This window comes from Methylobacterium sp. 1A (genome assembly GCF_058072805.1).
This window is the reverse complement of record NZ_JBYQVE010000002.1, coordinates 1046431-1060417: the sequence shown is the minus strand read 5'-3', so window position 1 is coordinate 1060417 and position 13987 is coordinate 1046431. Positions and strand designations below refer to the sequence as shown.

The 13987-nt window shown below is 67.0% G+C and carries 9 protein-coding genes and 1 pseudogene; 5 read left to right on the top strand and 5 right to left on the bottom strand.

Annotated elements, in window-relative coordinates; all coding sequences use genetic code 11:
- Window positions 1-43 precede the first annotated feature (43 nt).
- Together tssC and tssB are read right to left on the bottom strand one after the other, a co-directional pair.
- The gene (gene tssC / locus ACX9MN_RS25255; RefSeq protein ID WP_489725760.1) at window positions 44-1543 is read right to left on the bottom strand and encodes a type VI secretion system contractile sheath large subunit; all 1500 of its coding nucleotides are present in this window, start codon (window positions 1541-1543) and stop codon (window positions 44-46) included.
- A 162-nt stretch (window positions 1544-1705) separates the two neighbouring features.
- Complete coding sequence (gene tssB / locus ACX9MN_RS25250; RefSeq protein WP_489725759.1) at window positions 1706-2218, bottom strand: type VI secretion system contractile sheath small subunit; 513 nt, start codon at window positions 2216-2218, stop codon at window positions 1706-1708.
- 941 nt (window positions 2219-3159) lie between these two features.
- Between tssB and ACX9MN_RS25245 the strand changes: the two are divergent.
- A pseudogene (locus ACX9MN_RS25245) lies at window positions 3160-4756 on the top strand (ISL3 family transposase).
- A 279-nt stretch (window positions 4757-5035) separates the two neighbouring features.
- Here the strand turns inward: ACX9MN_RS25245 and ACX9MN_RS25240 are convergent.
- The gene (locus tag ACX9MN_RS25240) at window positions 5036-7180 is read right to left on the bottom strand and encodes a helicase-related protein (RefSeq protein ID WP_489725758.1); all 2145 of its coding nucleotides are present in this window, start codon (window positions 7178-7180) and stop codon (window positions 5036-5038) included.
- 210 nt (window positions 7181-7390) lie between these two features.
- Window positions 7391-8278: a transcriptional regulator GcvA gene (gcvA, locus tag ACX9MN_RS25235; protein ID WP_132368909.1), complete on the bottom strand. Its 888-nt coding sequence runs from the start codon at window positions 8276-8278 to the stop codon at window positions 7391-7393.
- A 93-nt stretch (window positions 8279-8371) separates the two neighbouring features.
- Here gcvA and ACX9MN_RS25230 point away from each other — a divergent pair, with 93 nt between their 5' ends.
- Window positions 8372-9631, top strand: coding sequence for an MFS transporter (locus ACX9MN_RS25230; RefSeq protein ID WP_489725757.1), 1260 nt, complete (start codon window positions 8372-8374; stop codon window positions 9629-9631).
- A gap of 122 nt (window positions 9632-9753) precedes the next feature.
- Here ACX9MN_RS25230 and ACX9MN_RS25225 read toward each other — a convergent pair whose 3' ends face one another.
- On the bottom strand, window positions 9754-11478 hold the full coding sequence (locus ACX9MN_RS25225) for an adenylate/guanylate cyclase domain-containing protein (RefSeq protein WP_489725756.1): 1725 nt from the start codon (window positions 11476-11478) through the stop codon (window positions 9754-9756).
- A 153-nt stretch (window positions 11479-11631) separates the two neighbouring features.
- Here ACX9MN_RS25225 and ACX9MN_RS25220 point away from each other — a divergent pair, with 153 nt between their 5' ends.
- The 3 genes from ACX9MN_RS25220 to ACX9MN_RS25210 all read left to right on the top strand — a co-directional run bounded on the left by ACX9MN_RS25220 (window position 11632) and on the right by ACX9MN_RS25210 (window position 13970).
- A complete protein-coding gene (locus ACX9MN_RS25220) occupies window positions 11632-12210 on the top strand; it encodes a DNA-3-methyladenine glycosylase (RefSeq protein WP_020096067.1) in 579 nt (192 codons plus the stop codon).
- Window positions 12211-12310: 100 nt separating this feature from the next.
- The gene (locus ACX9MN_RS25215) at window positions 12311-13465 is read left to right on the top strand and encodes a zinc-dependent alcohol dehydrogenase (RefSeq protein WP_489725755.1); all 1155 of its coding nucleotides are present in this window, start codon (window positions 12311-12313) and stop codon (window positions 13463-13465) included.
- A 10-nt stretch (window positions 13466-13475) separates the two neighbouring features.
- Window positions 13476-13970 carry a hypothetical protein gene (locus tag ACX9MN_RS25210; RefSeq protein WP_132368912.1) on the top strand — a complete coding sequence of 165 codons (495 nt, stop codon included), beginning with the start codon at window positions 13476-13478 and terminating at the stop codon, window positions 13968-13970.
- The last annotated feature ends 17 nt before the right edge of the window (window positions 13971-13987 follow it).

The following is a 13987-nucleotide window of genomic DNA, read 5'->3' as shown; positions in this document are numbered from 1 at the left end:
GCTAGGGAAGAGGGGTTAAACCCGTATATACTACGACTTTATCTCAAGTATTCGTCGTGGCATCAGACTTGTCGAGCTTGCCAACGAGCGACAACTCAAAATTTGCACCCATGTATTTGAAATGGGGCCGAACTTTCAGCGTCACCTGGTACCAACCCGGATCACCGTCAACATCGCTGACCTGGACGCTAGCATCCCTTAGGGGACGGACTGACCGAACCTCGGAAGGTGGGTTCTCCTGATCGGCAATATACTGACGCAACCAGATATTGAGCTCACGCTCAAGATCCGCTCGCTCTTTCCATGAGCCGATCTGCTCGCGCTGCAGAACTTTGATGTAATGAGCGAGCCGGTTGACAATGAAGAGATAAGGAAGCTGTGTGCCGAGCTTATAATTGGTCTCAGCCGCTTTGCCTTCTTTGGTCCCGGGAAACCGTTTCGGCTTCTGAATCGTGTTAGCTGAGAAAAATGCCGCGTTGTCCGAGCCTTTGCGCATGGTCAGCGCAATGAAACCGAGTTCGGCCAACTCGTATTCTCGGCGGTCGGTAATCAACACCTCAGTCGGAATCTTGGCCTCGATCTGCCCCAGCGACTCGTAGACGTGAATAGGCAGATCGCGGACCGCGCCACCGGATCTCGGACCAATAATATTGGGGCACCAACGATATTTCGCGAAACTGTCAGTTATGCGTGACGCTAAAAGGAAAGCGGTATTACCCCATAAATAGTTTTCATGATGTGAAGTGACATCTTCGCTGTATACGAAGCTATGTACGGGATTATCTATCGGATGGTAAGGCTGACGCAGAAGAAATCGTGGTCCTGTAAGGCCGATATAGCGGCTATCTTCACTCTCTCGCAATGCGTTCCATTTACGATAGCGAGGACCCTCGAAGACTGAGGCCAGATCGCGGACATTGGGAAGTTCAAGGTAGCTATCAATCGCGAACATCTGCGGAGCCGCTGCCGCAATGAACGGAGCATGCGCCATGGCCCCTACGGATGCCGCGTACTGAAGGAGTTTAAGGTCCGGAACGGACGGGCCGAAATCGAAATTCGCAATCATCGCGCCAACCGGTTCGCCACCGAATTGGCCGTACTCCGAGGAGTAGACTTGTTTGTACAGGCCTGACTGCACTACTTCTGGCGCGTTCTCAAAATCGTCAAGCAATTCTTGCTTCGAAACCGACAATAATGCAATCTTTATATTTTCTCGAAAATCGGTGCGGTCAACGAGAATTTTAAGACTACGCCAAGTCGCCTCTAACTCCCGGAATTCCGGGTGGTGTAGGATTTCGTCGACTTGCGCGCTGATTTTTTTATCGATTTCAACGATCATCCGATCAACAAGGATTTTGTTGATCTTCTGGCTATGTTCATCCGATTTCAAAAGGTCAGCGATAAATGCCTGCACGCCCATGCGCGCAACATCGTATCCCTCCTCCCCTGGATGGATCCGAGTCTCCTCCATAATCTGCTCAAGTAGGGATTCAGACTCATTCGGAATCCTCTGGGATGACGGTGCTGAAACCAGAGTATCCATAATGTCCTCTTGAGATCGTCTTGGAAAGATGGAGATCAAGCCACAATTTTGTAAAATTTGCTCGATGACAGTCGGTTAGATTTAGTCCATCCGTGTCTATATCGAGACATTATTGTACTGTTTCCATATCGATTAGATACGGACTTACGCTCGGACGGTATTTCAGGATGCGTTCGAATCCTCCTGATGAAGCGCTTCCAGTTCGGCAATCAGCCGGTTGCGGCTCTCCTCATTTTCGAGGATCTGCTGCATACGCTTACGAAAGGCCGGCATATTTCCCAGTGGTCCCTTCAGCGCAATCAGCGCCTCGCGCAACTGCATTATTTTCATAAGCTCTGGCACTTGCTGAACCAGGGAGTCCGGCTCGAAATCTTTAAACGACTCAAATTTCAAATTGACGCTTAGGGCTGTGCCGCCATTATGCTCATCGAGAACGTTGCGAACAGTAATCGTCTTTTGAATTCCAGATTCGTTCATGACGGTCGATAGGGTATTTTTATCGACACTAATCATTCTTCGCTCTTCGACGGGCGTCGTGTCCGCTTTCCCGAGAAAATTTCCGAGTACGACGAGCTTGAGCGGCAACTCCGCCTCAGATATTTGCCCCATCGTCGCAGGAACATATCGAATATTTATACGTTCTTTCGGAGCAATAGATCCTTCCTTCTCAATCATCGTGTCATTCCTTCAGTATTAGAGAGCTAAGCGTAGCTGCTTACAAAGCTTTCGCTCATGTACAGCTGGCGTTGTGCTTCTTGAGGATTTCATAAAATGTTTTGTGATAGCTTTTTAACCTATACCTATTGTTGCCGGTTCGGGTTTTTGGCGGCATAAAACTTTATTCTTGCACACAGATTAAAGATTATGATTTTCTATATTAGTAAAAACTTTCTAGCAATACAGTATGGGCATTGGCTATGCAGCTCGTACTGACTCTTTTATGATAAATCACGTGTTAGGTTGAGTCGCAAGAAGGTGAGCGCAGAAAAAACCTTTCGTTAATTACTTTTTTGGATTTTTAAAGAAGGAAAATCAAGATTGTTAATTCATTTTATATCTTTTGTATCACAGGCTATTCTGAATATAGTTCAGAGGTTTATCTCTGTTCCAAGATAAATTATTGCCAAAAAAATTAAAATTCAGCGATGATTTTGGCTGGTGTATGTCAATGGGCCTTAGAAATGCCTAACTAGTGTATTCTGTGATCTACGCTCGAACTTGGCCCAATCTATTTAACTGGTACTGCTGCGCCCAGATCCGCTTGGCTTCTCTCAGTTCGCACTGCTTTCACAGCCCCCTGAGCCGCACCGGGTTTGTCGGAGGCCCTTTCGGTTACGCTACGCCGTCCCAGCGGTCGAACTCCACCGGGGCAAAATAGCCCGATGTCTTCCTCAGGATCTCATTGGCTTGTCGGAGTTCACGGTTCTCTCACTCCAGCGCGTTGATCCAGTCGCAGTTTGGACTTGCCCCGTAAAAGGCTCTTCGTCATTTCGTGTGGCTTCCCCGTGCGTTCTCCGTTCGTGTGAGAAGGACGGAGCTTGGCGATAGCGCGGCTGCACGATGTTCCCGACTGCCGGGTACTCTCCATCGAAGACGCGCATGAGGCGGGCGTTGTCATGCACGTTCGCGGCTGCCGCTGCGCAGGATGATGTCCCGTCTGCGGCACGCTGAGCACCGCCCGTCACGGCTCCTATCAGCGGCACCCCGCCGATCTACACTCCCTTGGACGAGCCGTTCGGCGTCTGCGCTGCCTCAACCCCTCCTGTCCCCGACGGACATTCTGCCGTCCTGCCTCTTCTCTCCTGGCTCCGCACGCCCGACGAACCCGACGCCTCGCCAAGGCCCAGCAGCGCTTCGGATTGGCCATCAACGCTCGAGCCGGTGCGCGCCTGCTGGCAAATCTCTCCATGCCGGCGAGCGCCTCGACGCTGCTGCGCCTCATGCACGCCGCGCCCCTGCCGCGCGTTGCACGAGTGCGGGCAGTCGCTGTCGACGACTGGGCTTGGCGTCATGGGCGCGCCTGGTGCGCGCTCGTCGTCGACCTCGACCATCGTCGTGCCATCGATCTTCTGCCCGACCGCAACTCGGCGACCTTCGAGGCTTGGCTGGCGTTACACACCGATCTGGAGATCGTCGCACGAGATCGCTCGACAGGCTACGCGCGTGCGGCCCAGGCTGTCGTCCCGCGTGCACAGCAAGTCGCAGATCGCTGGCATTTCCTTCTGAACGCGCGCCAGATGCTGGAGCGCTGGTTGGTCGGCGCTCATGTCCGCTTGCGTGCCATTCCCGTCCCCTCCGGCTCGGCGGCTCCCGCTCCTGATTACGCCCGCGACCACGCCTTCCCGCGCAGCCGCACAGATCAAGGTGCCGCGCAGGAGGGACAACGTTGGAGAGCCGTGCGTCATGCACAGGTCCAGCGCCGCCGCGCGGCCGGCGAATCGATCATGGCGATCGCGCGCGATCCCTCTGGCACCGGCAACGGTGCGGCGCTACGCCTCCATGGATAAGGCCCCCGGAACGCGGCGAACGGCGGATCGGATCGAGTCAGCTCGACCCCGGGCTGGCCTATCTCGAGCGCCGCCGTGCCGAGGGCTGCGAGACCGGATTGCAGCTCCTGCGAGAGCTGCGCGAACGCGGTTACGCGCGCGGCTCGCGGCAGGTCCACAAATGGCTGCAGAGTCGACGGACGAAGGTCGCGATCACCACACCCCGACGCTGGCGTGACGCCATCCCCGGCATGACGGCCCCGGCGCGGCCGAGCTGCCGGCGCGGCGCGAGCAACTGCCGGGATCGAAGGTCCTCGCCTGGATCATGACGGTGGCGCCGGACCGGCTGAGCCCGGCCGATAGCGCGCTTTTCGCGCGCATCGTGCAGGATCCCGACGCGGCCACGCTACACGGGCTCATCCAGCGCTTCGTCGTGTTCGTACGCGAGGCCGGGAGGAAGGGGAACGGATCGTCCGCACATGGCGATCGACGCCTGGCGGCGTTCGGGGCTTGGATCGTCGAGGCGAAGGCGAGCGGCATCCGAGCCGCGCAGACGTTCGCCAGCGGGCTCGTCGTTGATGCTGCCGCGGTAAGGGCAGCGTTGACGATGCCGTGGAGCAACGCTCAGTCCGAGGGCCAGATTACGAAACTGAAGCTGATCAAGCGACTGATGTACGGCCGGGCCGGCTTCGACCTTCTACGCCGTCGCGTGCTTCTGGCTTTTTGACCCACACGAAATGACGAAGAGCCACTGAACCGAAGCACGTCCAAAAGGGAGTTGAGCCTGTCTCGGGTTGAGAGGCTACTCCGGTAATTTCGGTATAACTCTTTCGATCAGTCGCGAGAATAGAGCGTTGCATTCCCTCGTAACCAACGATCTGTGCTCAGAACGAATCGCCGGATTGCGCCGAGATCGGGTGTTGCGGGGACCCGCAACCAACGTCATCTGACAGAGCCCGCTACGCCGAACGCGCAGCGGGCTTTTTTCATGGCCCGATGCCGCGTCTCACCGCGCCCCGACAGGTCGCCGGCTGCGCCGCTCGGCCTTGCGGGTCGCGGTCTCGCGCAGGTGATGCTCGATGGCGTCGTTGGCCCGGCCGCGCATGTGGCGGATGGCGTCCACGTCGTCGAAGGTCTCGGGGAAGCGCCGCGACAACCACAGATAGGCGCTGGCGAGCTTCACGGTCCGCTCCTGGTAGTCGAGCGCGCCCGAGATGTTGCCGCGCAGAGCCGGGACCGTGAGGCCGGCGGCGCGCGCCTGGCACCAGCGCTCCAGCAGCCCCATGGCGATCTCGTCGCGCCGGTCGATCGGGCAGACCGAGAAGGCGAACTTCTCCTCGATCGGCAGCCGCGCCCGGTCGACGATCCGGGCCACCTCCAGCACCTCCTCCAGGGCCGAGGGCTGGAACGGCGAGCCCGCGTAGAAGGTCGCCCGGGCGAAGTGGGTCAGCACCTCGTGCAGGCTGTGGGTGCGCATCTCCTCGGCCACCGAGCGGATCGCCCCGAGATCCGGGCGGACGAAGAAGCGCGTGTCGGCCGCCGGCGCCGTCGGGGCGCCCGAGAGGGCGGTGCGGATCGGCTCGGCGGCGTACGGGTCGGTCGCCGCCACGTAGCCGACATCTTGGTGGCCGTAGCGGCCGGCCCGGCCGGCGATCTGCCGGATCTCGGAATGGGTCAGCGCCCGCTCGGCGGTCCCGTCCCACTTGCGCACCGCCGAGAACACGATCCGCTTCAGCGGGCCGAGGTTGAGCCCCATGCCGATCGCGTCGGTGGTCACCAGCACGTTGGCCTCGCCGGAGCGGAAGCGCGCGGCCTCGGCCCGGCGGACCTCCGGCGACAGGGCGCCGTAGATGGTCGCGACCCGGTGGCCGCGGGCGACGAGGACCTCGCGATTCTCGTGCACGGCCCGGCGGGAGAAGGCCACGACCGCGTCCCCGGCCTCGACCTTCTCCAGCGGCACCGGCTCCTCCAGCAGCAGGAGCGGCGACTTGCGGGTGAAGGTTATCACCTCCAGGGACTCGTCGGCGGCCTCGGCGGCGCGGCGGACATACGAGAGGGCGTCGTCGGAGCCGCAGACGATCACGGTCCGCGCCGCGACGCCGAACAGCGCGTTGGTCCAGGCCCAGCCGCGGTCGGGGTCCGACAGCATCTGGATCTCGTCGATCACCGCCACGTCGATCGGCCGGGTGAGGTCGGCGGTCTCGATGGTGCGGGCGGTGTGGGTCGGGTCGGCCTCGCCCAGCACCTCCTCGCCGGTGATCATGCCCGCGCGCAGGCCCCGCTCGCGCAGGGTCTCGTAGTTCTCCAGCGCCAGCAGCCGGAGCGGCGCGAGGTAGGCTCCGGTCTCGGCCGCCGTCAGGTGCTGGAGCGCCGCGTAGGTCTTGCCGGAATTGGTCGGCCCCATGTGGAACACGATCTTCCGGTCGAGGCGCCGGGCGGCGGTGAACCGCTCGATATAGGCGCCGAAGCCAACCTGATCGCGCAGCCGCCGCAGGCGCGAGCCCTCGCGCGCCACCGCCTTGGCGTGGCGGCGGACGGGGGTGAGCGTGTCGTTGAGGCCGCGGGCGAGCTTCGGGCCGTACGTGAAGACCCGCGACCGGAGCGAGCGGTCCATGTGGGCGATGTAGGCGGCGGCGTCCGCCCCGACCTCGCGCAGGTCGACGAGGAGCTGTGCCCGCAGCCGGTCGACCGGCTTGTGCAGGGCGCGGGTCGCCTGGAGGGCCGTGCGCGCCACGGCGTCGCGCAGGGCCTCGAGCCGGTGGGCCGGGTCGTTCCGGGCGGCCATGCGGGCGAGGATCTCGGCCGCCTCCGGCTCGGGGGCCATGTCGAGCCGCAGGTCCAGGCGGCCGTTGTCGAGGAGCGGGATCTCGGTGCGGATCAGCCAGGTGATGCGGTGGTCCTTGGTGACCACGGCCCGGAGATTGGGGATCGCCTTCCGGATCGCCGGGACGCCGGTCTCCGCGAAGGCCCGGGCGGCCCGCATCTCCCGGAGCGCCCGGGCGACGCGGTCGTCGTCGACCTCGGCGCCGTAATCGGGCAGGTCGAGCTGGGCGAGCAGCCGGTCGAGGTCGACCGCCTCCGGGGCGACGCCGAGCCGCCCCAGGGACTCGATCAGGCTCTCGATCGTCGGGCGGAGACGCTTGCGCGCCATGCGGTCACCTTCGGCAGAAGCGTCTGACGCCAACCCCGACGCGGTCGGGGGCGTTCCGGATCCGATCCATGCGCCGGGCGGAGGCGGCACGCCATCCCTGATGTGCGTCTCCGCCGTCTTTGCGAGCGCAGCGAAGCAATCCAGTCGGTGCCCTCCGGACGGAAGGCGCGCAGCCCTGGGTCGCTTCGCTGCGCTCGCGATGACGGAGCGTTACGGATGCCGCGCCGCCTCGGCGAGCCAGCCGCAGAAGGCCCGCACCGCCGGATCCTCCGCCCGGGGGTCCGGGACGTAGGTGTAGTAGCTCCGCGCGGGCAGGGCGGGGCCCGGGAAGGGCAGGGTCAGGCGGCCGGCCGCGACGTCGTCGGCGATCAGCCGCTCGGGCCCCATGGCGACGCCGAGCCCGTCGAGGGCGGCCTGGAGGGTCAGGTAGAAGTGCTCCAGCGTCACCGTGGCCCGCGGCGCCAGGTCCGGGACGCCCGCCGCGCGCAGCCAGTCGGGCCAGACCCGCGGCAGCGTCGCGGCGTGCAGCAGCGTGTGCTGCCGGAGATCCTCCGGCACCCGGAGCGGCAGCCGGCGCAGCAGGTCCGGGCTGCAGACCGGGATGCGCCGCTCGGACAGGAACGGCTCGGCGCGGTGGCCCGGCCGGCTGTCCGGCCCGCCCCGGATCGCCACGTCGAACGGCTCCGCCAGGCTGGCGAGGGGCACGTTCGAGGTGGTCAGCCGCACCTCGATCGACGGGTTGGCCCGCTGGAAGCCCGACAGGCGCGGGATCAGCCAGCGGAGTGTGAAGGTCGCCAGCGCGTTCACGTGCAGCAGGCGCGGCCGTCCGCGCTCGGCCTGCCGGGCGGTGGCTAGGGCGATGCGGTCGAGGGCGGCGCCGATCTCGGTAGCGTAGGCCGTGCCGGCCTCGGTGAGGACCACCCGCCGGTTGTGGCGCTCGAACAGCGGCAGCCCGAGCCAGCCTTCCAGTGTCTGGACGTGCCGGCTGACCGCCCCGTGGGTGACCCGCAGCTCGTCCGCCGCGCGGGTGAAGCTCCCGTGCCGCGCGGCCGCCTCGAAGGCCTTCACGGCGTTGAGAGGCGGCAGGCGACGGTGCACGGGTCAGGTTTCCTCACGCGAGCGTCAGCATAAGTCGTTTGTCAGCTCCGGGCCAGGGCGCCATCCTGATGCCGCACCACGAAGGATGGCTGGATGTCCGTCGCGTCCGATCTGACCGCGTCTTCCGAAACTGCGTCTTCCGAAACCGCATCCCCCCAGGCCGCGTCCCTGCCGGACGCCCGGCGCACGCTGGTGGCCACCGGCGTGAACCACGCGCTGCACGACGGCTACACGGACCTGATCTACGTGCTGCTGCCGGTCTGGCAGGCGGAGTTCGGCCTCGACTACGTCGCCCTGGCGTTCCTGCGCTCCCTCTACAACGGCGCCCTGGCGGCGCTGCAGATGCCGGCGAGCCGCCTCGCCCAGGCCTGGGGTGCCCGCACCGTGCTGGTGCTCGGCACCGTGCTCAGCGCAGCCGGCTACGCGATCGCCGGCGCCTCGGGCGGCCTCGTCGGGCTCGGGATCGGGCTCCTGCTCGGCGGCGCCGGCAGCAGCACCCAGCATCCCCTGGCGTCCGCGGTGATCGCCCGGGCCTACGGGCCCGGCGCCCGCGGCCCGCTCGGCACCTACAATTTCACCGGCGATCTCGGGAAGGCGGCGGTCCCGCCCCTGGTCGGCCTGCTGCTGACCCTGACGGGCTGGCGTCACGCGCTCTGGGTGATCGCCGGCGCCGGGATCGTGGTCGCGCTCGCGGTCGCGCGCCTGCTGCCGCGTGAGCCGGCGTCACGCAGCGGCTGCGCCGCTGCGCGTCCGGCGCCCCATCCGTCCGCGACCGGGTCGGGGAGCGGCACGGGCTTCCGGCTGCTCGTCGCCATCGGAATGCTCGACAACGCCGCGCGGCCGGCCTTCCTGCTCTACCTGCCGTTCCTGCTGCAGGAGAAGGGCGCGGCGCTGACCACGGTGGGCCTCGCCCTGTCGCTGGTCTTCGTCGGCGGCGCGCTCGGCAAGGCGGTCTGCGGGCGCCTCGGGGAACGCCTCGGCGTGACCCGGACCGTGATCCTCACCGAGACCGGGACGGCACTGGCGATCCTGGCGGTGATCGTGCTGCCGCTGGCTCCCGGGCTGATCCTGCTGCCGCTGCTCGGCGTGATGCTGAACGGCACCTCGTCGGTCCTCTACGGGACCGTCCCGGAGCTGGCGCCCGGCGGCCGGGTCGAGCGGGCCTTCGCGGTGTTCTACACCTGGACGCTCGGCGGCAGCGCGCTGGCGGCACCGCTGCTCTACGGGCGGCTCGGCGACGCGGCCGGCCCGCACTGGGCGGCCGTGGCGGCGGCCGGGACGGCGCTCGCCGTGGTGCCGCTGATGCTGGCCCTGGCGCCGCGCCTCGGGGCGGCGCACCGGCAGCGGGCCTGAGGCGCGCCGTCCGCTCGGATCACCCGTCATCGCGCGCGCAGCGAAGCGACCCGGGGATGCGCGACGCCGAGAACCGCGGTACCACTCTGGATTGCTTCGCTCCGCTCGCAACGACGTTCGCGTCAGGCGTTTCCGAGGGTGCTGACCCGGACGGCCTCGGACCGGCCGTCCACCGCCACGTCCCGGATCTCCGCCGGCGCCACGCGGGCCGCCGCGTAGACCGCCTCCGACACCACCGCCACGCAGCCGAGGACCTTGGTCAGGCCCTGGAGCCGGGCCGCGACGTTGACGGTGTCGCCGAGCGCCGTGAACCGGGCGTCGGTGGCGTCGCCCATCTCGCCGACGATCGCCGGGCCGGCATGCACGCCGATCCCGTACCGGAGGGTGTGCTCCAGGTCGGCCGCCAGGAGCCCGTTCAGGGTGTCGACCGACTCGGCGATGAGGTCGATCGCCCTCAGGGCCTCCCGAGCGGCCGCCTCGGCCTCCGTCTCCAGGCCGAACAGGGCCAGCAGGCCGTCGCCGAGGAACTGGTTGGTCGAGCCGCCGGCCTCGCGCACGGCGTCGCCGACCGCGCCGAGGAAGCGGTTGATGATGAACACCGTGTCGTAGGGCAGGCGCTCCTCGGCGAGCCGCGTCGAGCCGCGCAGGTCGACGAACATCGCCACGATGAAGCGCTCCTCGCCCGACTGCGCCCGGTCGAGCAGGTCGGCCTGGCGCATCCGCGGCTGCGGCGGCAGCAGCGGCACCACGGCCATGTCGGTCTCGGGCCGGAACTGGCAGGCGAGGCGCACCCCCGGGCCGGCCGCGATGCGCTCCAGCACCGCCCGCTCGGTGCGGCCGGGCGCCGGCGCCCCGTCGCTGCCGTCCGTCACCCGGATCCGGCAGGTCGAGCACCGGCCGCGGCCGCCGCACACGCTGGCGTGGGGGATCCGGTTGCGCCGGCTCGCCTCCAGCACGCTCGTGCCGCGGGGTACCCGCACCACCCGTCCGTCCGGGTAGCTGAGCCGGATCGTGCCGCGCTTGATCTCGGCGAGCGTCCGCGCGCCGCGGGCCGCGATCACCGCCGCCACGAGGCCCGCGTAGGTCCCGAGCAGCCCGTCCCGGACGGCGGCGAGCCGCGCCACCTGGTCGGGCAGCCCGACATGGACCGGCTGGAGCGCCGCCGCGCGCCACGCCGGATCCTGCGCCAGGGTCATGACCATCCGGCCGCCCTGCGCGAAGCCCAGCAGCGACAGGACCGGCACCAGCACCGCGAGCGCCAGCAGCCAGGGCGCCATGCGGTCGAAGCCGGGCTTCAGCCGCAGCCAGAAATACAGGCCCATGCAGCCGTGGATCCAGGCGACGACCAGGACCGTGGCCTGCATCAGGCCGAGGATCGGCGAGGCGATCCAGAAGGCGTAGAGTTCCTGCGCGTAGCCCTTGTCGAGCCCCTCGGTGACGAAGGAGACCCGGGTCCCGACGATGTGGCTGATGAGCAGCGGCGGGATCAGCAGGCCCGAGACCAGCTGCAGGGTCTCGGACGGCCGCCAGTGGAAGAAGCGGGCCGCGTAGAGGGCCTGGAGCCCGAGCAGCAGGTGGACCACCAGGGCGCCGTAGAGCAGCGTCAGGCCGACGGGGTTGAGCCAGACGGCCGTGACGAGGTCGAGGCCGTCCTCCATGGCGTCGAGGGAGACGTTGCCCAGGGCGTGGTTCAGCAGGTGGGTCAGCACGTAGCCGAACAGGATCAGGCCGCTGGCCAGCCGGAGGCGCCGCAGGTTCAGGCGCAGGCGCGCGGCGCGCGGGGCCGACCGGGGTTGCGCGCCCGACTCGGCGGACCGGAGCGTCGCGATCGAGGCTGTGCGCACCATGCTGGAGGTCCGAGGGGATCGGTTCTGGGCCCGCCATTCACGGGCCCCTCGTACCAGCAAGACTTCCGTTGCGTCCGATTTATTTCTAATCGCCCGCGTTTCGCCGGATCCCGGCGACGCGGATCGCGCGGGGCCGCCCGCGCCGGAGCCCCGATGCTGGACACCTTCTTCGCCCGCAGCGCCGCCGCGGTGGCCTCCGACCTGATCGGCGCCCGCCTGTTCGTCGGCGCGGCCGGCGGGATCATCGTCGAGACCGAGGCCTACGACAGCACCGATCCGGCCTCCCACAGCTTCCGCGGCCCGACCCGGCGCAACGCCAGCATGTTCGGCCCGCCGGCCCACGCCTACGTGTACCGGTCCTACGGGATGCACTGGTGCCTGAACCTCGTCTGCGAGCCCGGCAGCGCCGTGCTGCTCCGGGCCCTCGCGCCGACCGAGGGGCTTCCCGCCATGCGGGCGCGCCGCGGCCTGGAGGATCCGCGCCTCCTCTGCGCCGGCCCCGGCCGCCTCTGCCAGGCCCTCGGCGTCACCGACGCGCTCGACGGAGCACCCCTCGCGCGGGCGCCGTTCCGGTTCGAGCCGCGCGCCGCGGGCGATTCCGGGGGCGTCGACGTGGTCAGCGACCGGCGCATCGGCATCACCCGCGGCGCCGAGACGCCCTGGCGCTTCCTGCTCGCCGGCTCCCGGTTCGTGAGCCGCCCGGCGCGGAAGGCAGGGCCGGCCGCCGGGTGAGGGCGGCCGCCCGCCGCGCGTCACCTCGCGCCCCGCCGCGGCTGCCGGGAACTTGGGCATCCGCCTGCGGTTCCCCGGTCGTGGACGAGGGAGCCCCAGCATGCTGGCGATGAACTACCGCGGGCCGTACCGCGTGCGCGTCGATCGCAAGCCGATCCCCGTGTGCGAGCATGTTGAGGATGCGGTCATCCGAGTTACGCGAACCTGCGTCTGCGGATCTGATCTTCACCTGTACCATGGAATGGTGCCGGATACGCGCGTCGGCACGACGTTCGGCCACGAATTCACCGGCGTTGTTGAGGAGGTCGGCTCCGGCGTGCGCAATCTCGCCGTCGGCGACCGCGTGCTGGTCCCGTTCAACATCGCCTGCGGCCGCTGTCACTTCTGCAAGCAGGGGCTGTTCGGGAACTGCCACGAGGCGAACTCGCAGGCGACCGCGGTCGGCGGCATCTACGGATACTCGCACACCGCCGGCGGCTACGACGGCGGCCAGGCCGAGTACGTCCGGGTGCCCTACGCCGATGTCGGCCCCTGCAAGATCCCCGAGACGATGGACCTCGACGACGCGGTGCTGCTCACCGACGTCGTGCCGACCGGCTATCAGGCGGCCGAGATGGGCGGGATCCAGCGCGGCGACACCGTCGTGGTCTTCGGCGCCGGACCGGTCGGCATCATGGCGGCGCGCTGCGCGTGGCTGTTCGGGGCCGGCCGCGTGATCGTCATCGACCACGTCGAGTACCGGCTCGACTTCGCGCGGCGGTACTGTCCCGCCGAGGTCTACAATTTCCGCTCGATCGGGGATCCCGTGGTCTTCCTGAAGAAGACCACCGATTCGCTCGGTGCCGACGTCTGCATCGACGCGGTCGGCGGCGACGCGGCGGGGAGCGCCCTGCATACCCTGATGGGGACCAAGCTGAAGCTCGAGGGCGGCTCGGCGGTGGCGCTCCACTGGGCGATCAACGCGGTCAAGAAGGGCGGGATCGTCTCGATCGTCGGGGTCTACGGGCCGACCGGCAACCTGATCCCGATCGGCAACGTCCTGAACAAGGGCATCACCATCCGGGCCAACCAAGCCTCGGTGAAGCGCCTGCTGCCGAAGCTGATCGCCCATATCGAGGCGGGCCGCCTGAACCCCAAGGAACTGATCACCCACAAGGTGCCCCTCGAGGAGGCCGCGGATGCCTACCACCTCTTCTCGGCCAAGCTCGACGGCTGCATCAAGCCGGTCCTGGTCCCCCCGACGGCACGCGCGTGAGGAGGGGGCGATGAGAAACCGTCCGATCGATCCGTCGACGGTCCCGGGCTGGGGCGTCGACGCGGATCCGCAGAACGATCCGACCTACCCGATGCGCGACATCGCGCGCGACGACAGCCGGGGCATGAACTGGACGCGGCCGCCGCAGCAGCGGGCGCGCGTCGAGGTCCTCACCTCGATCGAGTACAACGCCCGGCCGGCGGTCGTCGGCACGTCGACCCCGCCGCGCGGCGTGAGCGGCGTCATCCGCCGGCAGGCGTTCCGCTACAGCGAGTCCCAGTGGGCGCACTGGCTGATGCTGATGGCCGCCGACCGGGTGAACGTGGTCGAGGGCGTGGTCGACGACCTCGCGCGGGGCCGCGTCCCCAACGTCCCGGCCGAGATGGGCGCCCGGGCCGAGCTGGCCCACAACCGGTCCGGGCTGGCGGCGAAGCTGGCGCTGACCGGCGCGGCGATCGGGCTCGGGATCCTGGTCTCGCGCCTCGCCCGCGCGGAGCGGCGCTAGGGCCGCCCCCGGACGAC

What these genes read in the sequence shown, in the direction of transcription:
- ACX9MN_RS25215 (WP_489725755.1), top strand. Translation starts at nt 12,311, where the DNA reads ATGCTGGCGATGAACTACCGCGGGCCGTACCGCGTGCGCGTCGATCGC.
- ACX9MN_RS25210 (WP_132368912.1), top strand. Translation starts at nt 13,476, where the DNA reads ATGAGAAACCGTCCGATCGATCCGTCGACGGTCCCGGGCTGGGGCGTC.
- ACX9MN_RS25220 (WP_020096067.1), top strand. Translation starts at nt 11,632, where the DNA reads ATGCTGGACACCTTCTTCGCCCGCAGCGCCGCCGCGGTGGCCTCCGAC.
- ACX9MN_RS25230 (WP_489725757.1), top strand. Translation starts at nt 8,372, where the DNA reads ATGTCCGTCGCGTCCGATCTGACCGCGTCTTCCGAAACTGCGTCTTCC.
- ACX9MN_RS25225 (WP_489725756.1), bottom strand. Translation starts at nt 11,478, where the DNA reads ATGGTGCGCACAGCCTCGATCGCGACGCTCCGGTCCGCCGAGTCGGGC.
- tssC (WP_489725760.1), bottom strand. Translation starts at nt 1,543, where the DNA reads ATGGATACTCTGGTTTCAGCACCGTCATCCCAGAGGATTCCGAATGAG.
- tssB (WP_489725759.1), bottom strand. Translation starts at nt 2,218, where the DNA reads ATGATTGAGAAGGAAGGATCTATTGCTCCGAAAGAACGTATAAATATT.
- ACX9MN_RS25240 (WP_489725758.1), bottom strand. Translation starts at nt 7,180, where the DNA reads ATGGCGCGCAAGCGTCTCCGCCCGACGATCGAGAGCCTGATCGAGTCC.